Origin of the sequence: Pseudomonas japonica (assembly GCF_013522925.1) — a bacterium.
In the GTDB taxonomy this organism is placed as follows: Bacteria; Pseudomonadota; Gammaproteobacteria; order Pseudomonadales; family Pseudomonadaceae; genus Aquipseudomonas; species Aquipseudomonas japonica_A.
In genome coordinates this window covers 25,696-47,909 of record NZ_JAAMQU010000001.1, presented here as the reverse complement: position 1 = coordinate 47,909, position 22,214 = coordinate 25,696, and the positions used below count along the sequence as shown (strand labels likewise).

Here is a 22,214-nt window from a genome sequence, read left to right as displayed (position 1 = left end):
AGCACCGCGGGCTGAGCCAGCTATGCATAACCGACAGCAGGGTTGTGCTGGCACAACTCTTGCGCTGTTTCCCTGACCGTTTGGCCTGCAGGAGGCACGCTGTGTCGATACATGTCGCGTTAAACCACATTACCGACTATCGCTACGACCGCGCGGTGGAGCTAGGGCCGCAGATAGTCCGGCTGCGCCCAGCGCCTCATAGCCGAACACGCGTTCTTTCCTATTCACTAAAGGTTCTGCCCGAAGGCCATTTCATCAACTGGCAGCAGGACCCGCAGGGCAATTACCTGGCGCGGCTAGTGTTCCCGGAGAAAACCGAGCGGTTCAGGATCGAGGTGGACCTGGTCGCCGAGATGGCCGTGTTCAACCCGTTCGACTTTTTCCTTGAGCCCTATGCTGACGCCGTTCCGTTCAGTTATGCACCTGATGAGCGCCATGAACTGGCGCCCTATCTGGAAAAACTGCCGCTGTCGCCTCGGTTCGCCGCTTATGTGGAAAGTATCGAGCGCGAGCCCAAGCCAACCGTAGACTTTCTGGTTGCGCTGAACCAGCGCATCAGCCAGGACGTGCGCTACCTCATCCGTATGGAGCCGGGGGTGCAAACACCTGAGCAAACCCTGGAACTGGAATGCGGCTCTTGCAGGGATTCGGCCTGGCTGCTGGTACAGGTGCTGCGCAACCTCGGGCTGGCGGCGCGTTTCGTGTCCGGATACCTGATTCAGCTTACCGCTGACGTGAAAGCGCTGGACGGGCCAGCCGGTACGGACGTGGATTTCACCGACCTGCACGCCTGGTGCGAAGTTTACCTGCCAGGCGCTGGCTGGATCGGCCTGGATGCCACGTCAGGCCTGTTTGCTGGAGAAGGGCATATCCCATTGGCGTGCAGCCCGGACCCCACTTCCGCTGCGCCCATCACCGGCAGGGTAGAGCCATGCGAATGTGATTTCGCGCATTCCATGTCGGTGCGCAGGATCTGGGAAGCGCCGCGCGTTACCCGGCCTTACAGCGAAGACCAATGGCAGGCCATACTTGCGCTGGGCGAGCACATCGACGCCGACCTGCTCGCGGGTGACGTGCGCCTGACCATGGGCGGCGAACCCACGTTCGTTTCCGTGGACCACCCAGACGGCGTCGAATGGAACACCGCCGCCCTCGGGCCGAACAAACGCAAGCTTGCCACTGATCTGTATCAGCGCCTGCGAGCACGCTACGCCACCGGTGGGCTGGTGCACTTCGGCCAGGGGAAATGGTACCCGGGCGAGCAGTTGCCGCGATGGTCGCTGAATGCCTTCTGGCGAACGGACGGCGAGCCGATCTGGCGCAACCCTCGCCTGATCGCCAATGAGCAGGAGAGCTACGCTGCCGATACCGAGTTGGCGGCGCGCTTTCTGGTACAGGTGGCCGAGCACATGGGGTTGCCTGGAGACTTCGTTTTTCCGGCCTACGAAGACAGCCTTTACTACCTCTGGCGCGAGGGCACGTTGCCGACGAATCTGAGCGTGAGCGATGCTCGGCTGGCCGATTCGCTGGAGCGTGAGCGCCTGCGCAAGGTGTTCACCCAAGGCCTGGACCAGGTGGTTGGCCATGTGTTGCCGCTGGCGCGTACTGCCGCAGGTGATCGTTGGCACAGTAGCCGCTGGTACCTGCGCGACGAGCAATGCCGCCTGTTACCCGGCGATTCGGCCCTGGGTTACCGGCTGCCGTTGAATTCTCTGCCGTGGGTCCAGGAAAGCGATTACCCCTTCATCAACGCCCGGGACCCCAACCAGGCCTTCTCGCCCCTTGCGCTGCAGCAGCCGGCAGCGTCGGTGCAAGGCCGTTACGAAGGCAGCGCTCCGAAAGCAGGCGAATCGGCGGGCTGGATTGCCCGTACCGCATTGTGCGCCGAACCCAGGGACGGCCGGCTTCACATCTTCATGCCGCCGCTGGAGCGGCTGGAAGACTACCTTCAATTGGTAGAAGTGGTTGAGGCAGTAGCCGAAGGGTTGCGCTGCCCGGTGGTGCTGGAAGGCTACGAGCCACCGGCCGACCCGCGTCTGCAGAACCTGCGCATTACGCCCGACCCTGGCGTTATTGAAGTGAACGTTCAGCCTTCGGCGAGTTGGGCGGAGCTGGTGGATCGTACCGAATTTCTTTATGAGCAGGCGCGGCTTACCCGCCTGGCCAGCGAGAAGTTCATGATCGACGGCCGCCATACCGGGACAGGTGGTGGCAACCATTTCGTGCTTGGCGGGGCCACGCCTGCAGACTCTCCCTTCCTGCGTCGCCCTGACCTGCTGCGTAGCCTGGTGAGTTACTGGAATGATCACCCCTCGCTTTCGTACCTGTTCTCCGGGCTGTTCATCGGGCCCACGTCACAGGCCCCAAGGGTGGACGAAGCGCGCAGCGATGCCCTTTACGAGCTGGAAATCGCCTTCTCGCAAATGCCCGCTCCTGGCGAGGAGGCCGCGCCCTGGCTGGTAGACCGCCTGCTGCGCAACCTGCTGACCGACGTAACCGGCAACACCCACCGCGCCGAATTTTGTATCGACAAGCTGTATTCGCCCGACAGCGCCAGTGGCCGCCTTGGCCTGCTGGAATTGCGCGCGTTCGAAATGCCGCCCCATGCCCGCATGAGCCTGGCGCAGCAGTTGCTGTTGCGCGGGCTGGTGGCGCGGTTCTGGAAAGCACCCTATGCCCCAGAACGCCTGACTCGCTGGGGCACGGAGCTGCATGACCGCTTTCTGCTTCCCCATTTTGTGGCTCAGGACTTCGCCGATGTGCTTCATGAGCTCACGCTTGCAGGCTATCCGTTCAAGGCAGAATGGTTCGCGCCGCACCTGGAGTTTCGCTTTCCCAAGGTGGGCGACTATGCGGTGGCCGGGATCGAGCTGGAACTGCGCCAGGCCCTGGAGCCTTGGCACGTGCTGGGCGAGGAGGGTGCCGCCGGGGGCACCGTGCGCTACGTGGACTCCTCGCTTGAGCGCATGCAGGTGAAAGTGACTGGCATGGCGCCGGGGCGTTATGTGCTTACCTGCAATGGCCTTCCGGTACCGCTGCGTGCCACTGGAGTCGCCGGCGAGTTCGTTGCGGGTGTGCGCTACCGTGCGTGGCAGCCGGCCAACGCATTGCACCCGAACATCGCACCCCATGCGCCCCTGGTATTTGACCTGGTCGATACCTGGATGCAGCGTTCGTTGGGCGGCTGCCAATATCATGTGGCACACCCGGGTGGGCGTAACTACGACACCTTCCCGGTCAATGGCAACGAAGCCGAAAGCCGGCGGCTGGCGCGTTTCTTCCGGGTCGGCCACACTCCCGGAACGCTTGTCGCGCCACCTGTACAGGTTAACGAAGCGTTTCCCATGACACTGGACATGCGCCGTTTCCAATGAGTCGGGCCCACTACCTGTAGCCGAGCGTTTCATGCCAGACCTGCTTGAACACTACCTGCGCACCGCAGGCAGCTATCACGAAATGCTCGACCCCGCTGGCGCAGTAAGGCCGCACTGGCGGCGCCTGCTCGACCATCTGCAACGCAGCAGCCCCGCGCAGCTGGCCCAGCGGCAGGACATGCTAAACCGGCAGATTCACGAAAACGGTGTGACCTACAACGTGTATGCCGACCCCAAGGGTGCGGACCGGCCGTGGGAGCTGGACCTGCTGCCCAACCTCATCGAGCAGGGCGAATGGCAGTACCTGGCCGCCGGCATCGCCCAGCGCGCACGCTTGCTCAACGCGGTGCTGGCGGACATCTACGGCCCGCAAACCCTGATGCAGGAGGGGTTGCTGCCGTCCGAGCTGGTGTTTGGCCATAACAATTACCTCTGGGCCTGTCAGGGTATCCGCCCGCCCGCAGATATTTTCCTTCACCTGTATGCGGTGGATCTGGCCCGCAGCCCCGATGGGCGCTGGTGGGTAACCGCAGACCGTACGCAGGCCCCCTCGGGGGCGGGCTATGCGCTGGAAAACCGCATGATCGTGTCTCGCGCATTTCCCGACCTTTACCGGGACCTGCAAGCGCGGCACCTCGCTGGCTTCTTCCGGGCACTGCAGGAAACCCTCGCCCGGCTAGCCACGGCGGGCACCGATACGCCCTTGGTGGTGGTGCTGACGCCTGGGCGCTTCAACGAAAGTTATTTCGAGCACCTCTACCTGGCCCGACAATTGGGCTACCCGCTGGTTGAAGGCACCGACCTGACCGTGCGCGACGCCACGGTGTACCTCAAGACACTCAATGGGCTGCAGCGCGTGCACGCCATATTGCGCCGCCTGGATGACGACTTCTGCGACCCGCTTGAGCTGCGCACCGATTCCGCCCTGGGCGTGCCCGGGCTGTTGCAATCAGTACGCGAAGGCCGGGTGCTGGTAGCCAACTCACTGGGCAGCGGCGTGCTGGAGTCCCCGGGGCTGCTTGGGTTTTTGCCTGCGATCAACGAGCACCTGTTTGGCGAGAAGCTGATGTTACCGTCCATTGCCACCTGGTGGTGCGGGGAGCCCCCGGTGATGGCGCACGCCCTGGAGCACATGGCCGAGCTGGTGTTCAAGCCGGCCTTCCCGTCGCAGAGCTTTGGGCCGGTGTTCGGGCGAAACCTCGATGGAGCGCAGCGCAAAGCCCTATGTGAGCGGATCAAGGCTCGCCCCTATGCCTATGTTGGCCAGGCCATCGCGCAGCTGTCCCAGGCGCCGGTGTGGCATGGCGACAGCCTTGGGCTGCAGCCTCGCGCGGTGGGCATGCGCATGTATGCGGTGGCGGCTGAAGAGGGCTACCGCGTGCTGCCGGGGGGGCTGACCCGGGTAGCCGCCCACGCCGACGCCGAGGTGATCGCCATGCAGCGCGGCGGCGCCAGTAAAGATACGTGGATACTGGGCGAGCCGGCGCCCAGCGCCGAGCAGTGGCGCGCACAACGGGCCCTCGGGGCGCAGGACGTGATCCGGCGAGACCCCTACTTGCCCTCTCGGGTGGTCGAAAACCTGTTCTGGTTCGGGCGCTATTCGGAGCGGTGCGACGACAGTGCCCGGTTGCTGCGGATCGTCCTCACCCGCCACGTGGAAGGCGACGACGCGCAGGCATTGCATGCTGCGGTCGCGCTGGCGCAGGCCCTGAATGTAATGCCCGATGAAAGTGAACTGGAAGCCGGGCTGCTCACGGCGCTGGTGGGGGCTGAGTGGCCGTTCAGCCTGCGCAACAACCTGCAACGGCTGCAATGGGCGGCGTCACAGGTACGCGGCAAGCTTTCGCGTGAAAACTGGCATGCATTGGTCGAATTGCAACGGGAGTCGGCACGGTTGGAGCCGCTAGGCACTGACCTGGGCGAAGCCCTGGATCTGCTCAACCGCTTGGTAGTGTCACTGGCGGCACTGTCCGGCTTTGCGCTGGATGACATGACCCGCGACGAGGGCTGGCGTTTCCTGATGATCGGCCGGCGCCTCGAGCGTTTGCACTTCCTGTGCACCAGCCTGGCGGCCAGCTTGCGCAGTGGACAGGTATTCGAGCCTTCGGCGCTGGAGTGGCTGCTGGAATTGGCGAACAGTAGTATTACTTACCGCTCACGCTACCTGGCCGAAGCGCAACTGATCCCTGTGCTCGACCTGTTGCTGCTTGACCCCCAGAACCCACACGCCGTGCTATTTCAGCTCCGACAGGTGGTCCGGTCGCTACGGCGGCTGCACGATGACTTGCGCATACCACGCGATAACTCGTTTGCAACACTGATCGAGCGGCTTACGGTATTCGATCTGGGTGCCTTGGAATATTCATTGTTCGGGGTAGGCAGCGTACGGGTGGTGCTGGGTGGGTTGGCGGATCTGCTCGATGAGGTAGGCGATGCCAGCAGTCAGGTGTCCGACCGCCTTGCATTGCGCCATTTCGCTCATGTGGATGATGTCAGCCAGCAAACGGTATCGGTATGACAGGCACTTGTTATCAGGTGATGCATGACACCCACTACGCGTACGACGCCCCGGTATCGCTGGCCAAACAGCTGGCGCACTTGTGGCCGCGGCCTTGTGCGTGGCAGTTATGCCGCAATCAGTCACTTGAGGTGTCACCACTGCCTACCCAGCGGATCGACGAATACGATGTATTCGGCAACCCGCTTACCCGCCTGGCCTTTGAGCGGCCCCATGACGCGCTCACGGTCAAGGCGCGGCTGGAAGTGGAAGTGCTAGCCCGCCGAGTGCCCGACATGCGATTGTCGCCCGCCTGGGAAATGGCCCGTGACAGCTTGTGCTACAGCGGTCAGCCAATGCCACGGGATATGCTGAAGGCGTGCCGCTTCCGCTTTGAGTCGCCCTTTATTCGATTGAAGAAGCACTTCGTCGCGTTTGCTGACAGCTGTTTCCCTGCAAACATGCCTTTGCTCGAAGGCGCCCAGGTGCTGATGGGCAAGATCTTCAACGAATTCACCTATGACGCTAACGCCACTGGCGTGGCGACCCCTTTGCTGGAAGTACTGGAGCAGCGGCGCGGGGTTTGCCAGGACTTCGCCCACCTGATGATTGCCTGCCTGCGGTCCCGGGGATTGGCTGCGCGCTATGTCAGCGGTTATCTGCTGACCCAGCCGCCGCCTGGCAAACCTCGGCTCATCGGCGCGGACGCCTCCCATGCCTGGGTAGCGGTGTATTGCCCGGCCAATGGCTGGGTAGAGTTCGACCCCACCAACAACGTACGCCCGGGGCTGGGCCACGTCACGCTCGCATGGGGGCGGGATTTTTCCGATGTATCCCCCCTGCGTGGGGTGATCCTGGGCGGCGGCAGCCACGACCCTGAGGTACAGGTGACCGTGACCCCCATTGAAGAAGCGCTGCCTACCGCATGATCAGTGCGGCTGGCCTGCCTTGTACTCAGGCTCGGCGCCACTGGCGCCACAGGCGTATGCGGCAAGCAGGCTACGGAAGAAGCTGTTGAAACCCATGATGGTTCTCCTCAAGTGATGTTGAGAAGCCTACGCCCGGCAGGCAAGATGGGCTCTTTGAATGTGTTCATGGGCCTGATAGACAACGCGGCCCACTGCCCTGGAGTGTATGCATGTTGCTCAAAGCCGTTTTCGCCGGTTTGCTTGGCCTGGTCGCCGTTCCCGCTCTGGCGGCCCAGTGCGAGGTAACGGTCGATTCCACCGATCAGATGACTTTCGATCAGAAGGAAATCACCGTCAGCAAAAGCTGCAAGGCCTTCAAGGTCACGCTTACCCACTCCGGCGCGCTGCCGGTGCAGGTGATGGGGCATAACTGGGTGCTCAGCAAAACGGCCGACATGCGCAACGTGGCCAGCGATGGAATGTCGGCTGGCGCCGAAGAGGGCTATCTCCAGCCGGAAGACAGCCGGGTAATCGCGCATACGCGCATGATCGGCGCAGGCGACCAGGACAGCGTCACCTTCGATGCTTCCGCTCTCGACCCCGCTGGCCAGTACAGCTTCTTCTGCACTTTCCCCGGGCATATCTCGATGATGCAAGGCACCTTGAAGCTGGTGGACTAGGTCCAGCCAAACCCCGCAGTGCTACATCACCTTGAACACATGCCGCAGGTAGGACACGAAATTCGGGTCGCGGCATTGGGTCTTGGCCGCTTCGTCGGAGATCTTCGCCACGGGCTGGCCATTGCAGCTGGTCATCTTCAGCACCATGCTCATAGGCGCCACCCCGTCGATATCGCACGTGAGGTTGGTGCCAATGCCAAAGCTCACATTGATGCGCCCCCGTAGAGCGCGATACAGGTTAAGCGCACGGGGGAGGTCCAGGCCATCTGAGAACACCAGGGTTTTGGTCATTGGGTCGATGCCCAGCTTGCGGTAGTGCGTAATGGCCTTCTCGGCCCAGAGCAGCGGGTCACCCGAGTCATGGCGAAGGCCGTCGAACAGCTTGGCGAAGTACAGGTCGAAATCGCGCAGGAAGGCATCCATGGTGATGGTGTCTGTAAGCGCGATGCCTAGCAGGCCGCGGTATTCCCTGACCCAACAATCCAGCGCGGCGATCTGGCTGTCGATCAGCCGCGGGCCGAGCTGCTGGTGCGCCATTACCCATTCATGCGCCATGGTGCCCAATGGCTTGAGGTCGTATTTACGCGCCAGGTACACATTGCTGGTACCCACGAAGCGTGCCGGGAATTCCGCTTTCAGCAGCCGCACTACCTCATCCTGGACGCCAAAGGAAAACCTGCGGCGTGTACCAAAATCGGCCACCTGCAGGCCTGCCAGTTCGTCCACCGTGGCGTTGGCGACCAGCCAGTCGAACTTGCGGTACAGCTGATCCCGGGCTTTTTGCAGCGTCACGACCGGATGGAGCGTGCGGTTGCGAACCTCGCTCACCATCGCCAGCAATGGCACCTCGAACAGAATCACATGCAACCATGGCCCGCGAAGCCGGATGTAGAGCTCATCGTGCTCGATGCCCAGCTGCACATACCGCAGGTTGAATCGGAACAACCCCAGGAAGCGCAGAAAATCAGGCTTCATAAAGCTGATATTTTCCAGGAAGGCGGCTTCCTCGTCGGCCAGGCTCAATTCACACAAGCGCTCCAGTTCCCACCGCAGCTCATCCAGATAAGGGCGCAGGTCCTCGCCGTTGCGGCAGCGAAACTCCCACTCCACATCTGTATTGGGGTAGTTGTGCAGCACCGCCTGCATCATGGAGAGCTTGTAAAGGTCAGTGTCCAGCAGTGAGTGAATCACGCATGGGCGAAAGGGTGAATCGATCATCAAGGGCTCCGGGTTGGCCAACACGTTTCAGACAACGGTTCGGCTAAAAAGTATGGCATGCACACTTGTGCCACTTCTCGGCGCATGAGGCGGGATGTTACAGAACACAGTTTGTGCCCGCCTTCTGCGGTGCCGCCGGAGCACGGCCGGGATGGTGCGCGATGTAGCGGGCGCGCACCGAGGTTGTGCAGTTCCGTTACGCTTGTTGTTACGCCTTGGTTGCGCTGACTTGCCGGTCATGGTTGCTCTTCACGCTGGCGTCAGGTTGCCCCTTTATTGTAACGAGGTATCACTATCTTCGTGTTAGACGGTTGCACGTCCCGTTTGATCGACCTGCAAGGGGCGCGCTTGAAACTTCAGCCTACGACTTTACGCGCATGTAAAAATTGATGGCACGCCGCTTGCTCAGAGCATGACGCTGAAGCTGTTGTGCCAACCAAAAAAACGTTCAGGAGCATCACCTCATGTCGCAGACGTTTTACAAGAAAGGCTTTCTGGCCCTGGCGGTCGCTACCGCGATGGGCGTTGCGTCGTATGCACAGGCGGACGTGAAAATCGGCGTTGCTGGCCCCATGACCGGTGCCAACGCTTCGTTCGGTGAGCAGTACATGAAGGGTGCGCAGGCTGCGGCCGATGCCATCAACGCCGCGGGGGGCGTGAACGGGGAAAAGATCGTACTGGTGGCAGGCGATGATGCCTGCGAACCCAAGCAGGCTGTGGCCGTTGCCAACCGGCTGGTAGACCAGGACAAAGTGGTAGGCGTTGTAGGGCACTTCTGTTCTTCGAACACCATCCCGGCGTCGGAAGTGTATGACGAAGCGGGTGTTATCGCGATCACCCCTGGCTCCACCAACCCGGCAGTCACCGAGCGCGGCCTCAAGACCATGCTGCGGATGTGCGGCCGTGACGACCAACAAGGCATCGTTGCCGGTGATTACATCGTCGACATGCTCAAGGCCAAGAAAGTCGCGGTAATCAACGACAAGGACACCTATGGCAAGGGCCTGGCCGATGCCACCTCCGCCCAGCTGAAAAAGCGCGGTGTAACGCCTGTGCTGGAAGAAGGCCTGACCCGCGGTGAGAAAGACTTCAGCGCCCTGGTTACCAAAATCCGCGGCACCGGCGCCGACGTGGTGTTCTTCGGTGGCCTGCACCCCGAAGCCGGCCCGCTGGTTCGCCAGCTGCGCGAGCAGGGCCTCAAGGACGTGAAGTTCGTATCTGACGACGGCATCGTGACCGATGAACTGGTGACTACCGCCGGTGGCGCTCAATACGTTGATGGCGTGTACATGACCTTTGGCGCAGACCCACGCTTGCTGCCGGACTCCAAAGCTGTTGTAGAGCAGTTCCGCAAGAGTGGCTACGAGCCTGAAGGCTACACCCTGTATGCCTACGCTTCGCTTCAGGCCATTGCTGCCGGCCTGAACGGCGCCAAGGAAAACAAGGGTGAGAAAGCCGCCGAATGGCTCAAGGCACACTCGGTCAAGACTGTAATGGGCGAGAAAACCTGGGACAGCAAGGGCGACCTGAAAGTCTCCGACTACGTCGTGTACCAGTGGGGCCCGGACGGCAAGTACAAGCAACTCGAAAAACAAAAATAAGCTCCGCGCCAAGGCGAGCAGGGCAATGGCCCGCCCGCCCTGGCTGCACTTCCAACTTGCCTGCGCAACATTGCAGGCACACGCGTTTCGGCCTGCGTCGAGGCGTGAGTGCCTGGCGCCCCAATACGTTCACGAGAGTGCATGATGGACGGTATTTTCCTGCAGCAAATGGTCAACGGGCTGACCCTGGGGTCGGTCTACGGGCTGATTGCCATCGGCTACACGATGGTTTACGGCATCATCGGCATGATCAACTTCGCCCATGGCGACGTGTATATGGTCAGCTGCTACCTCTCCGCTATCGGCCTGGCGGTACTGTCCCTCTTCGGCATCGATTCTTTCCCATTTCTGATTCTCGGCACGCTGATCTTCACGATTGTGGTGACCGGCGTGTACGGGTTCGTGATCGAGCGCGTGGCCTATAAGCCTCTGCGTAACTCCACGCGGCTTGCTCCCTTGATCAGCGCCATCGGTATTTCGCTGATCCTGCAAAACTACGTACAGATCAGCCAGGGCTCGCGCCAGCAGGGCGTACCCACCTTGCTCGAAGGCGGCTGGCGCTTCCACATAGGCAGTGGCTTCGTGCAGCTGAGCTACACCAAGGCGTTCATCATCGTGGCAGCGTTCGTCGGCATGGCGGTGCTCACCTACATCATCAAGTACACCAAGCTGGGCCGGATGTGCCGGGCCACGCAGCAAGACCGCAAGATGGCCTCTATCCTGGGCATCAACACCGACCGGGTGATTTCCTATGTATTCATCATCGGTGCAGCCATGGCCGCGCTGGCCGGTGTGCTGGTGACCATGAACTACGGCACCTTTGACTTCTATGCCGGCTTCATCATCGGGATCAAGGCGTTCACCGCGGCGGTGCTGGGCGGCATCGGCTCGTTGCCGGGCGCCATGCTGGGTGGGCTGATCCTCGGCGTGGCCGAGTCGCAATTCTCCGGGCTGGTGAACTCGGATTACAAAGACGTGTTCAGCTTCGGCCTGCTGGTGCTGATCCTGATCTTCCGTCCCCAAGGCCTGCTGGGTCGCCCACTTGTGGCGAAGGTGTGACCATGTCTTCCGCGATCAATAAACCTGTCAATCTCAAGAAAAGCCTTATCGATGCAATCGTTGCCGGCCTGCTGGCGCTGATCGTATTCGGCCCCATCGTGGGTATCGTGCTCGATGGCTATGGGTTCAACCTGCAACCGGCGCGTACCGCCGTGCTGGTCGCCGTAGTGATGGCCGGGCGCTTCCTGCTCAGCCTGTTCCTGCAAACACCCAAGGGCCTGAGCATCCTCCAGGGGTTCGAAGGCAGCGGCGGAGGCGTGCACGTGCTGGCGCCAGACTACAAATCCCGGCTGCGCTGGATCATCCCCCTGCTGATCGTGATTGCCCTGGTATTTCCGGTGTTCGCGAACAAGTACATGCTCACCGTGGTGATCCTGGGGTTGATCTATGTACTGCTTGGGCTGGGCCTGAACATCGTGGTAGGGCTGGCGGGCCTGCTGGACCTGGGCTACGTGGCGTTCTACGCGATCGGGGCCTATGGCCTGGCGCTCGGCTATCAATACCTGGGGCTTGGCTTCTGGTCCGCCTTGCCGTTGGCGGCTATTGCTGCCGCGTTGGCGGGGTGCATTCTGGGCTTCCCGGTACTGCGAATGCATGGGGACTACCTGGCAATCGTGACCTTGGGTTTCGGTGAGATCATTCGCCTGGTGCTGAACAACTGGCTGGACTTCACCGGAGGCCCCAACGGCGTGCCGGTACCTTCGCCAACCATCTTTGGGCTGGAGTTTGGCCGGCGGGCAAAGGATGGCGGCGTTCCGATCCATGAATACTTCGGCTTCGAATACAACCCCGATCTCAAGTTCCTGTTCATCTACGCCGTGCTGTTCCTGGTGGTAATGGCGGTTCTGTACATCAAGCATCGCCTTACCCGCATGCCCGTGGGCCGTGCATGGGAAGCGCTGCGCGAGGACGAAATTGCCTGCCGCGCCATGGGCCTCAATCATGTGTTGGTCAAGCTGTCGGCGTTCACCCTCGGGGCCTCGACCGCTGGCCTGGCAGGGGTGTTCTTTGCCAGCTACCAGGGCTTCGTGAACCCTGCCTCGTTTACCTTCTTCGAGTCGGCCCTGATCCTCGCCATTGTAGTGCTTGGCGGGATGGGCTCCACGGTGGGTGTGGTGATCGCCGCGTTCGTGCTCACGGTAGCGCCAGAACTGCTGCGAAGCTTCGCCGAGTACCGGGTGCTGCTGTTCGGCATTCTCATGGTGTTGATGATGATCTGGCGACCGCGCGGGCTTATTCGCATCAGCCGTACCGGTGTAGTGCCGCGTAAAGGAGTGGCGCCATGAGCGACGATATCATTCTGTCCGTTGAACACCTGATGATGCAGTTCGGCGGTATCAAGGCGCTGAGCGACGTTAACTTGCAGGTAAAGCGCAACTCGATCTTCGCCTTGATCGGCCCCAACGGCGCTGGCAAGACCACCGTGTTCAACTGCCTCACGGGCTTTTACAAGGCCACCGGTGGGCGCATCCAGCTGAATGCGCGCTCGGGCAGCGTAGAAGTCATCAAGCTGCTGGGCGAGCCGTTCAAGGCCACGGATTTCGTGGCGCCGAACCGCTTTTTCAGCCGGCTTTACTACAAAATGTTTGGCGGTACCCATTTGGTGAACCGTGCAGGGCTGGCGCGTACTTTCCAGAACATTCGCCTGTTCAAGGAAATGTCCGTGGTGGAAAACCTGCTGGTAGCCCATCACATGTGGGTCAACCGCAACATGATTGCCGGCATTCTGAATACCCCCGGTTATCGCAAGGCGGAGGAGCGGGCGCTGGAAACGGCGTTCTACTGGCTTGAAGTGGTCGACCTGGTGGACTGCGCCAACCGCCTGGCGGGTGAGCTTTCCTATGGCCAGCAGCGTCGGCTGGAAATTGCCCGGGCCATGTGCACCCGGCCTCAGGTTATTTGCCTGGACGAGCCGGCCGCCGGCCTCAACCCGCAGGAAACCGAAGCGCTGAGTGGCATGATTCGCCACCTGCGGGACCACCACGACATGACTGTGGTGCTGATCGAGCATGACATGGGCATGGTGATGAGCATTTCCGATGAAATCGTGGTGCTGGACCACGGCAACGTGATTGCCACCGGCAAACCCGAGCAGATTCGCAATGACCCCAAAGTGATCGCAGCCTACCTGGGCGCTGACGAAGAGGAACTGGTATGACCGCGCCCATCCTCGAACTGAAAGCCATCGACGTATATTACGGGCCGATCCAGGCGCTGAAGCAGGTATCCCTGCACATCGACCCGGGTGAAACGGTCAGCCTGATCGGTTCCAACGGGGCAGGGAAGTCGACCTTGCTGATGTCCATTTTCGGCCAGCCGAGAGTGGCCAGCGGGCAGATCTTCTACCAGGGCACGGACATCAGCCAGAAGTCGTCCCACTACATCGCGTCCAATGGCATTGCGCAGTCGCCGGAAGGCCGCCGGGTTTTCCCGGACATGTCCGTGGAAGAAAACCTGATGATGGGGACTATCCCCATCGGGGATAAATACGCTGGCGAAGACATGCAGCGGATGTTCGACCTGTTCCCTCGCCTGAAGGAACGCCGCAACCAGCGGGCAATGACCATGTCGGGCGGTGAGCAGCAGATGCTGGCCATCGCACGAGCCTTGATGAGCCGGCCCAAGCTGTTGCTGCTGGACGAGCCGTCGCTGGGCCTGGCACCGATCGTGGTGAAGCAGATTTTCGCCACCCTGCGAGAACTGGCCCAGTCCGGTATGACTATTTTCCTCGTGGAGCAGAATGCCAACCATGCGCTGAAGTTATCCGACCGGGCCTATGTGATGGTCAATGGGCAGATCCGCATGACCGGCACCGGCAAGGAATTGCTGGCCAACGATGACGTCAGGAATGCCTATCTGGGCGGCCATTGACAACATCGCACAACCTTTCACGGCCGGTCGGAAATGTGGAAAACATTTTTGAACCGGCTTTGGAATGCGACCTGAAGTCGCATTTGATGTTTACTTATCCCCATTCGTTATTAGCCCACAACTCCCGTGGACCAGCCTGTGAATAACTTGGTGGCACAACGCTATGCGCCGCGGAAACCGTGGCTTCCAGGCTCATGATCATTTTTTGAACAGCAGCGTTGTGCATTAGAGCCTGTTTAAAAGTCAAGCCTTGACAGCTACCTTCCAGATCGCTAAGCAGCCTGTGGATAACTCTGTGGGAAACCCTTGGAAATACGTGCCTAGAGGCCGTGCTGCAAGACCCCGCCAGGTTGCGAATCGCTGAAAGGATTCTCCGCCGAGCGGTAACTACACAGGAAGAACCGCCGCTTTTAACGTTGTGCCGCCTCTCTGCGCCGGGCATTCTGGGCGCTGATCACATCCATCCGACCAGCCAAGCGCTGGCGCAAGCAGGAGAACGCAATGACCTCCACTGTTTTTATCACTGGCGCGACCTCTGGTTTCGGTGAAGCCTGTGCCCGGCGCTTTGCCGAAGCCGGCTGGTCCTTGATCATCACCGGTCGGCGCGAAGACCGCCTTCAGGCGCTGGCCAAGGAGCTGTCTGAAAAGGTGGAAGTAATGCCGCTGGTGGTGGACGTTCGCGACCGCAAGGCCATGGAAGCCGCTATCAACGGCCTGCCAGAGCAGTTTTCGACCCTGACCGCGCTGGTGAACAACGCAGGCTTGGCCCTTGGCGCGGATCCGGCGCCCAAGTGTGACCTTGATGATTGGGAAACCATGGTCGACACCAACATCAAGGGGCTGCTGTATACCACGCGCCTGTTGCTGCCGCGCCTGATCGCCCACGGCAAGGGCGCTGGTATCGTGAACCTCGGTTCCGTGGCAGGCAGCTATCCCTACCCCGGTAGCCACGTGTACGGCGGCACCAAGGCGTTCGTGAAGCAGTTTTCGCTCAACCTGCGCTGCGATCTGCAAGGCACCGGCGTACGGGTGACCGACCTTGAGCCGGGCATGTGCGAAAGCGAATTTTCACTGGTGCGTTTCGGCGGCGACAAGGCCCGTTACGATGCCACTTACGCCGGTGCCGAGCCTATTCAGCCCCAGGATATCGCCGACACCATCTATTGGATTCTGACCCAGCCCGCGCACATCAACGTGAACCGCCTCGAAGTGATGCCGGTTACTCAGTCGTGGGCGGGCTTTGCGGTACATCGCCAGTAACCGGGCTGATGGCGTTCGCCAGGGCCGCCAGGCACGTATAAAGGTGGTATGGGGTGGTGGATGGCATGTCATGCCGGCTCACTACCCCACTGGCGTCACGGCATTCGAACCAGCCCTCGGGGCGCATGAACTGTTCCCGTAGCTGCAGCAGGCCGGTCGTCAGCGTATCGGCGCGCTCTGGCAACAGGCTCAGGGCTCGCAAGTATTCGGCATGTGCCCAGACGCGGCGGGTGCCGTCGAGCAGCGTGCCGCTCGCGGTGAGCATCGCGCATACCGCCCCCTCTTGCAGGCCCTGTTGCTCGGAGCGAACCAGCGCTTCTGCCATATCCTTGGCGAGCGCGTGGTTCTCCAGGCGGGGCGACGAAGCGAGTAAGTAGAACCACTCGAACTGATGGCCTGGCTCATACCAGTTATCCACAGCCGAGCACGGTTTCTCCAACAACACGCCGTGACGTGCGTCGAAAAATTCCTGATGCATGGCATCACAGAGTGCGTCGAGCGCGGCGGTGGTCTGCGCGTCCGGCCGCGCGTCGAGGCTGGCCAGGAACGCTTCAGCCAAGTGCATCAGTGGGTTCTGCAACGGGCCTTGGCCAAGGTCGCTCCAGTCTCGATCCAGGCACGCTTCGTAAAGGCCATTGTTAGTGGCAAAGCGTTGTACCACCGCCAGCGCCTGGTCCAGGCAGGCTTCAGCCTCAGGCGCTTGGCGAAGGTAATGGGCACACGCGAAAACGATGAAGGCGTGGGTATAGAGGTCTTTGCGGGTATCCAGCGGCGCGCCCTGGGGATCGACGCTGTAATACCAGCCACCGTTTACCGGGTCGGCGAAGTGTCGGTTGAGCGAGGTAAATAACCTGGCCGCCCGTTCCCGCGCGCCGGGACGATCGCCCAGCGACGTGAACACGAACAACTGCCGGGCGCAGGCCATGGCGCGGTAGCGTTGCGGCGGGAGTGGCTGATGCCCGTCGCTCAGTGCTTCGTAGGGCAGCTCAAGGGCGCTGTTCCAGCCTGGGCCTTCCCACAACGGCACGATGGTGTCGAGGAAATGCGCCCACACCGTGGCGTAGGTTTCGGCAAGCGGGGTGTTCACGAAGGAGGCAGGCATGGACGGCTTCATGGGCGGCAAATGGGCGCCACTCTAGCAGAAAACCCGATTCGAGTTCCTGCCAGGGCAGGCCCAGATCGGTGGTTCGACACAGGCATTGCAGGAGGGGGCGTCAGCCCCCGAACTGGTGCCCGCTGCTACGCCAGGCATCCGTTCCCGGTTTCCGCCTGCGGCGCCAACCGGTCCCACAGCAGGCGGTCAAGCCGCGAGCAGGTATCCACCGGCGATGGCGGCGCCCAGGCCGGCCAGGCGAACCAGCGGCGCGGCGGCGCGAGGCATCCAGCGAGCCAGGGCGTAGCCTGCTCCATGCAGGGCAGCGGTGGCGACGATGAACCCGGCGGCGTAGGTCCAGGCGCTGGCCATCGCTGGCAGTTCCAGGCCGTGCGCCATGCCATGACACACCGCAAACCCCGCAGTGGCCAGCATGGCCAATGGTAGCGGCGGGCGAACCGCCAAGGCGACCGCCAGCCCCAGTGCCAGTACTGATGCAGCGATACCGCTTTCCAAACCCGGCAGGTTCACCCCGGCAAAGCCCAGCGCCCCACCCACCGGCATGCTGGCCAGGAACGTACAGGGCAGAGCCCAGCGGCCACGCCCCTCCTGCTGAGCCGCCCAAAGGCCGACTGCGACCATGGCAAGCAAATGGTCCAGCCCACCGAGCGGGTGACCGGCGCCGGCCAGCAGGCCCTGGCCATGCCCTGGGTGGGCAAATGCGGCGGCGGGTGCCAGGAGGAGGGTAAGCGCGGCGAATAGTTGATTACGGGTCACGGTAGCTTCCTTGTGTAGTTCAAGCTGCGCTGAGCAGCCCTTGGCGTTCGATGAAGGCGATGATCGCTTCCAGCCCTTGGCCGGTTTTCTGGTTGCTGAACACGAATGGTTTTTCGCCACGCATCTTGCGGGTATCGCGGTCCATGCTTTCCAGTGATGCGCCCACTTGGTCTGCGAGGTCGATCTTGTTGATTACCAGCAGGTCGGATTTGCAGATGCCCGGGCCGCCCTTGCGTGGCAGCTTGTCGCCGGCGGATACGTCGATCACATACAACGTGAGGTCGGACAGTTCCGGGCTGAAGGTAGCCGACAGGTTGTCTCCGCCGGACTCCACCAGAATCAGGTCCAGCCCCGGGAAGCGCCGGTTGAGCTGATCCACGGCCTCCAGATTGATGGAGGCGTCTTCGCGGATGGCCGTGTGGGGGCAGCCGCCGGTTTCAACGCCAATGATGCGCTCTGGCGCCAGCGCTTCGTTACGCACCAGGAAGTCGGCGTCTTCGCGGGTATAAATGTCGTTGGTCACCACGGCGAGGTTGTACCGCTCGCGCAACGCCAGGCAAAGCGCCAGGGTAAGAGCGGTTTTACCGGAGCCGACAGGGCCACCGATACCGACGCGCAGGGGTTGGCTGTTCATGGTTTCTCCTAGGATCGAAAAAGGCGGCTGTACTGGCGCTCATGGGCCATGCTGGCCAGGGCCAGGCCGAAGGGGGCGCTGCCGATGTCGGCAGGGTCCAGCGCGCATGTAGCGCGGTGGGCTTCTTCCAGCGCCGGCAGCAGTTCGCTGGTCAATTGCTGGGCGGCTTGCTGGCCCAGCGGCAATGTTTTCATCAGTACGGCCAGCTGGTTTTCCAGCCAGCCCCATAGCCAGGCGGCCAGGGCGTCATGCGGGGTGATGCCCCAGGCGCGCGCCGCCAGCGCCCAGCCAAGTGCCATGTGAGGCTCTTCAAGGCTGTCGAGAAATTCGCGGCCAGCGGCGTCCAGTTCCACCAGGCCAAGCAGCAGTTGGCGTAACGAATAGCCCATTTGCCGGCTTTCCAGGTGCAGCTCACGGGTTTCCCGGCTGGCGCGGTACGCTTCGCAGCGCTGCCGCAGCCCGGGCCAGTTTTCGGCCTCGGCCAAGGTGCAATGGGCCAATAACTGGGGGGCATCGAAACGAGGGAGGTTGAGCTCAAGTTGGTCACGCAGCCAGGTGGCCGCGGTTCCCCGGCAGGTTACCCAGCCCGCTTCCACTGCCAGCTCCAGCCCTTGGGAATAGCTGTAGCCGCCAATCGGAAGCTGCGGGCTGGCCAGGCGCAGCAGTGCCCAGGCCCGGTTCACCGAGGCGAGCCGAACTGGTGCAGGCGGGGTGCATAGTTAAAGCCTTCCTCGCCCTGATGCGAATGGTGATGGCCACCGCCATAGGCGCCATGTTCAGGCTGGAAGGGTGCTTCCAGCGGCTCTACCGTGGCGCCAAGTTGTTCGAGCATGGCCTTGAGCACATGGTCGTCGAGCAGGCGCAGCCAGCCATCGCCGATCTGCAGCGCAACGTGGCGGTTCCCCAGGTGGTAGGCGGCGCGGGTGAGTTCAAGCGTGTTAGCGCAGGTAACCTGCAGCAGGTGCTCGGGGCGGGCACACACCCGCACTACACGGCCATCTTCGGCCTGCAGAAATTCACCATCACGCAGTGGTGGTTGGCCGCGCTCCAGGAAAAGTCCCACGTCTTCGCCATCTGCGGCGAAGCAGCGCAAGCGGCTTTTGCTACGGGCTTCGTAGTTGAGGTGGATCTCGGCGGCCCAGCTAGGCTGCGGCGGCGTACGACGATGAATCACAAGCATGCGTCTATTTCCAGCAAGACCGGTATCAAGCGTAGAGCAAGGGCCTTGCCAAGCCATGCGGTTGTGGCAAACAGGGGACATGGAGCGGGGGAGTGAACAGAGATAGCGCGCGGGAGGGTAACTTCTTGGTGCGTCCTGCGGTTCTTCGCACTTCGGTGGTGCAAAGGCCTTTAACGAATCAGGCCCGCTGTTGAAAGGCGGGCCGGGTATTCGTAAGTCATGAACGGCACTCAGGCAGTAGCGTTAAGGCTGCGATCAGCACCATCTTGGGCGACAGTGTTCAGCGAGCGATCCGAGCCGTCTTGAGCGACCGCGTTCAGCGAACGGTCCGAGCCATCTTGGGCGACAGTGTTCAGCGAACGGTCCGAGCCATCTTGGGCGACGGTGTTCAGCGAACGGTCCGAGCCATCTTGGGCGACGGTGTTCAGCGAACGGTCCGAGCCATCTTGGGCGACGGTGTTCAGCGAACGATCCGAGCCATCTTGAGCAACGCTGTAGCCATGGGTCACCACGATAGCGGCGGTGGGTTTGGCCTGGGCCGAAATGGCCTGTTCGGTAACTGGCATTGCGAATGCGCTTACGGTAACAAGCGAGAGGGCGGCGGCGAGGACTTGAAGTTTCATGGTGGTAGCTCCGAAAGTGGGGGTGAAAATCTGTCTACGGGGCCAATGCTACGCTGTGCTCGCCACAGCGGAAGTTGATCGTGGGAATGATAACAATCGACCGGAATGATGTTTAAAAAATCGTTATATAACAACAAGTTATAGTTGTTATTGGCTTGATTCCCCCTTGGCGTAGCCGGCACGGGCCGCAGCTATCGAACCTCTACCGCCTCGTTGTAGTCACACCCTTGACCATCGTTAGCGCGCTCGAGAGAGAGGGTCGCTGTAAGGAGAACCTATGTCCCGCCCGCTTCGCATCGTCGCCTGGACCCTCGCCGTCCTGCTCGCCCTGCTCATAGCCGTTGTGATCTTTATCGCGGTGTTCGACTGGAATCGGGTGAAGCCGACCCTCAATGAGAAGGTGTCCGCAGCCCTGCACCGACCCTTTGCCATTAATGGCAACCTGGCGGTGGAGTGGGCACGCCAGCCGGACGAAGGCGGCTGGAGGGCATGGGTGCCGTGGCCGCAGTTCATTGCCGACGACATCAGCCTGGGCAACCCGGAATGGGCGAAGGCGCCGCAGATGGCTGGCCTCAAGCGCGTAGAGTTTCGCCTGTCCCCGCTGCCGCTGATTGCGCAGCATATCGTGATCCCGCGGATCAACCTTACCGAGCCCAGCGCTGACCTGCAGCGGCTCAAGGACGGCCGGGCCAACTGGGACTTCGACCTCGGGCCAAAAGACCAAAATGCCGAGCCTTCGAGCTGGGTATTGGATATTGGCGCGATCGGCTTCGACAAGGGGCGGGTAACTCTTGATGACGCCACCTTGGCAACGCAGATGGAGGTGTTGATCGATCCATTGGGCAAACCCATTCCCTTCAAGGCACTGGCGGGCGGCAGTGAAGCAGCCAAGGCGCTGGAGAAAGAAGGCAATAGCGCGCAGGACTACGCGTTCGGCTTCAAGGCCAGCGGCCGTTATAAAGGGCTGCCGGTGAAAGGCGACGGCAAGATCGGCGGGCTGCTGGCATTGCAGGATGCCGCCCAACCGTTCCCGGTGCAGGTAGATGTAGCGGCGGGTGACACCCGGGCGGCGGCCGTCGGCACGCTGACCGACCCCCGCAACCTCGGCGCGCTGGACCTTCATTTGAAGCTGTCCGGCAGTAGCCTGGGCAACCTCTACCCCCTTACTGGCGTAACCCTGCCGGATTCCCCGCCTTACAGCACTGACGGCCATCTTGTGGCCCGCCTGCATGAACCCAGCGGGGCAACCTTCCGCTATGAGGGGTTCAATGGCCGGATCGGTGACAGCGACATCCATGGCGACCTCGGTTTTGCCGCCACCCAGCCCCGGCCGAAACTGACCGGCAAGCTGGTTTCCAATCAGCTGCTGTTCGCGGACCTGGCACCGCTTATTGGCGCTGACTCCAATGAAGAACAAAAAGCCCGAGGCGGTGCCAGCCAGCAGCCCGAAGGCAAGGTATTGCCGGTGGAGGCGTTCAAGACGGACCGCTGGCGTGCGATGGATGCCGATGTGCAGTTTGCTGGCAAGCGCATCGTAAAAAGCGAGAGCCTGCCTATCACCGACCTCAATACTCACGTGGTGCTGGATGATGGGCGGCTGAGCCTCGATCCCCTGCGCTTCGGCGTGGCGGGTGGGCAGTTGAACGCCCAGATAGACCTCAACGGCCGCGCCGCGCCGCTACAAGGCCAGGCCCGGTTGAGCGCGCGGGGGTTCAAGCTCAAGCAGCTGTTCCCGACCTTTGAGCCCATGCGCACCAGCTTCGGCGAGCTGAACGGCGACGCGCAGTTCTCCGGGACCGGCAACTCGGTGGCAGCGTTGCTGGGTTCGTCCAACGGCAACTTGAAGATGCTGGTGAATGACGGTGCGGTAAGCCGCGACCTCATGGAGATTGCCGGACTGAACGTGGGCAACTATGTAATGGGCAAGATCTTTGGTGACAAGGAAGTGAAGATCAACTGCGCCGCGGCGGACGTGGGCATCAAGGATGGATTGGCCAGCACCAACCTCTTCGTGTTCGATACCGAGAACGCGGTCATCTACATCGACGGCGACGCCAACTTCAAGACCGAGCGCATGGACTTCAAGGTTACCCCGGAGTCCAAGGGGTTCAGGTTGCTGTCGCTGCGTTCGCCGTTGTACGTCCGTGGCACTTTCGGCCAACCGAGCGCTGGTGTGCAAACCGTTCCGCTGCTGCTGCGTGGGGCTGGGATGGTGGCGCTAGGTGCGGTGGTCGCGCCCGCTGCCGGGTTGCTGGCCCTGGTAGCGCCAAGCGGGGAAGCCCCTAACCAGTGCCGGCCGTTGCTGGAGCAGATGAAGCAAGGCAAGGTACCGCAAACGGTGCGGTGAGGGCATACCGATGCAGGAAGTCCCTAACCCTGTGGGAAGCAACTGTCTTGAGCTGTTTGCTGTGTAGCCCTCATTTGCGAGCTACGCCTTCG

The 22,214-nt window shown here is 61.7% G+C and carries 18 protein-coding genes; 11 read left to right on the top strand and 7 right to left on the bottom strand.

Translation table 11 applies throughout. The features are described from left to right. The first annotated feature begins 101 nt into the window (after window positions 1–101). The 4 genes from G7016_RS00225 to azu all read left to right on the top strand — a co-directional run bounded on the left by G7016_RS00225 (window position 102) and on the right by azu (window position 7,459). Window positions 102–3,374 carry a transglutaminase family protein gene (locus G7016_RS00225; protein WP_181110828.1) on the top strand — a complete coding sequence of 1,091 codons (3,273 nt, stop codon included), beginning with the start codon at window positions 102–104 and terminating at the stop codon, window positions 3,372–3,374. 31 nt (window positions 3,375–3,405) lie between these two features. Continuing rightward, complete coding sequence (locus G7016_RS00220; protein WP_181110827.1) at window positions 3,406–5,892, top strand: circularly permuted type 2 ATP-grasp protein; 2,487 nt, start codon at window positions 3,406–3,408, stop codon at window positions 5,890–5,892. Continuing rightward, window positions 5,889–6,800: a transglutaminase family protein gene (locus G7016_RS00215; RefSeq protein ID WP_181110826.1), complete on the top strand. Its 912-nt coding sequence runs from the start codon at window positions 5,889–5,891 to the stop codon at window positions 6,798–6,800. The genes G7016_RS00220 and G7016_RS00215 overlap by 4 nt, the downstream gene beginning before the upstream one ends. 209 nt (window positions 6,801–7,009) lie before the next feature. Further along, window positions 7,010–7,459 carry an azurin gene (gene azu / locus G7016_RS00210; RefSeq protein ID WP_181110825.1) on the top strand — a complete coding sequence of 150 codons (450 nt, stop codon included), beginning with the start codon at window positions 7,010–7,012 and terminating at the stop codon, window positions 7,457–7,459. A gap of 21 nt (window positions 7,460–7,480) precedes the next feature. On the opposite strand, the gene pncB is transcribed toward azu, so the two are convergent. Next, window positions 7,481–8,677, bottom strand: a complete 1,197-nt coding sequence (gene pncB, locus G7016_RS00205; RefSeq protein ID WP_181110824.1) for a nicotinate phosphoribosyltransferase — start codon at window positions 8,675–8,677, stop codon at window positions 7,481–7,483. A 464-nt stretch (window positions 8,678–9,141) separates the two neighbouring features. Between pncB and G7016_RS00200 the strand changes: the two genes are divergently transcribed. From G7016_RS00200 to G7016_RS00175, 6 genes are all read left to right on the top strand, one after another. Next, window positions 9,142–10,278: a branched-chain amino acid ABC transporter substrate-binding protein gene (locus tag G7016_RS00200; protein WP_181110823.1), complete on the top strand. Its 1,137-nt coding sequence runs from the start codon at window positions 9,142–9,144 to the stop codon at window positions 10,276–10,278. 144 nt (window positions 10,279–10,422) lie between these two features. Next, entirely contained in the window at window positions 10,423–11,337 is a 915-nt protein-coding gene (locus G7016_RS00195) for an ABC transporter permease subunit (protein ID WP_181111275.1), read from the top strand. Window positions 11,338–11,339: 2 nt separating this feature from the next. Next, window positions 11,340–12,623, top strand: coding sequence for a high-affinity branched-chain amino acid ABC transporter permease LivM (livM, locus tag G7016_RS00190; RefSeq protein WP_181110822.1), 1,284 nt, complete (start codon window positions 11,340–11,342; stop codon window positions 12,621–12,623). Then, complete coding sequence (locus tag G7016_RS00185) at window positions 12,620–13,495, top strand: ABC transporter ATP-binding protein (protein ID WP_181110821.1); 876 nt, start codon at window positions 12,620–12,622, stop codon at window positions 13,493–13,495. Before livM ends, G7016_RS00185 begins: the two co-directional genes overlap by 4 nt. Beyond that, a complete protein-coding gene (locus G7016_RS00180) occupies window positions 13,492–14,208 on the top strand; it encodes an ABC transporter ATP-binding protein (protein WP_181110820.1) in 717 nt (238 codons plus the stop codon). The genes G7016_RS00185 and G7016_RS00180 overlap by 4 nt, the downstream gene beginning before the upstream one ends. A gap of 501 nt (window positions 14,209–14,709) precedes the next feature. Next, window positions 14,710–15,468: an SDR family oxidoreductase gene (locus G7016_RS00175; RefSeq protein WP_181110819.1), complete on the top strand. Its 759-nt coding sequence runs from the start codon at window positions 14,710–14,712 to the stop codon at window positions 15,466–15,468. Here G7016_RS00175 and G7016_RS00170 read toward each other — a convergent pair. The 6 genes from G7016_RS00170 to G7016_RS00145 all read right to left on the bottom strand — a co-directional run bounded on the left by G7016_RS00170 (window position 15,428) and on the right by G7016_RS00145 (window position 19,775). Further along, window positions 15,428–16,570 carry an AGE family epimerase/isomerase gene (locus tag G7016_RS00170; protein ID WP_181110818.1) on the bottom strand — a complete coding sequence of 381 codons (1,143 nt, stop codon included), beginning with the start codon at window positions 16,568–16,570 and terminating at the stop codon, window positions 15,428–15,430. The genes G7016_RS00175 and G7016_RS00170 overlap by 41 nt on opposite strands. Window positions 16,571–16,768: 198 nt before the next feature. After that, on the bottom strand, window positions 16,769–17,338 hold the full coding sequence (locus G7016_RS00165; protein ID WP_181110817.1) for a HupE/UreJ family protein: 570 nt from the start codon (window positions 17,336–17,338) through the stop codon (window positions 16,769–16,771). 19 nt (window positions 17,339–17,357) lie between these two features. Next, window positions 17,358–17,972 (bottom strand): urease accessory protein UreG, encoded by a 615-nt coding sequence (ureG, locus tag G7016_RS00160; RefSeq protein ID WP_181110816.1) that lies wholly within the window; start codon window positions 17,970–17,972, stop codon window positions 17,358–17,360. A gap of 8 nt (window positions 17,973–17,980) precedes the next feature. Next, the gene (locus G7016_RS00155) at window positions 17,981–18,655 is read right to left on the bottom strand and encodes an urease accessory protein UreF (protein WP_181110815.1); all 675 of its coding nucleotides are present in this window, start codon (window positions 18,653–18,655) and stop codon (window positions 17,981–17,983) included. Next, a complete protein-coding gene (ureE, locus tag G7016_RS00150; RefSeq protein WP_181110814.1) occupies window positions 18,652–19,152 on the bottom strand; it encodes an urease accessory protein UreE in 501 nt (166 codons plus the stop codon). Before ureE ends, G7016_RS00155 begins: the two co-directional genes overlap by 4 nt. A gap of 230 nt (window positions 19,153–19,382) precedes the next feature. Beyond that, window positions 19,383–19,775 (bottom strand): phage infection protein, encoded by a 393-nt coding sequence (locus G7016_RS00145; protein WP_181110813.1) that lies wholly within the window; start codon window positions 19,773–19,775, stop codon window positions 19,383–19,385. Window positions 19,776–20,052: 277 nt separating this feature from the next. Here G7016_RS00145 and G7016_RS00140 point away from each other — a divergent pair, with 277 nt between their 5' ends. Continuing rightward, window positions 20,053–22,122 carry an AsmA family protein gene (locus tag G7016_RS00140; protein ID WP_181110812.1) on the top strand — a complete coding sequence of 690 codons (2,070 nt, stop codon included), beginning with the start codon at window positions 20,053–20,055 and terminating at the stop codon, window positions 22,120–22,122. Window positions 22,123–22,214: the final 92 nt, after the last annotated feature.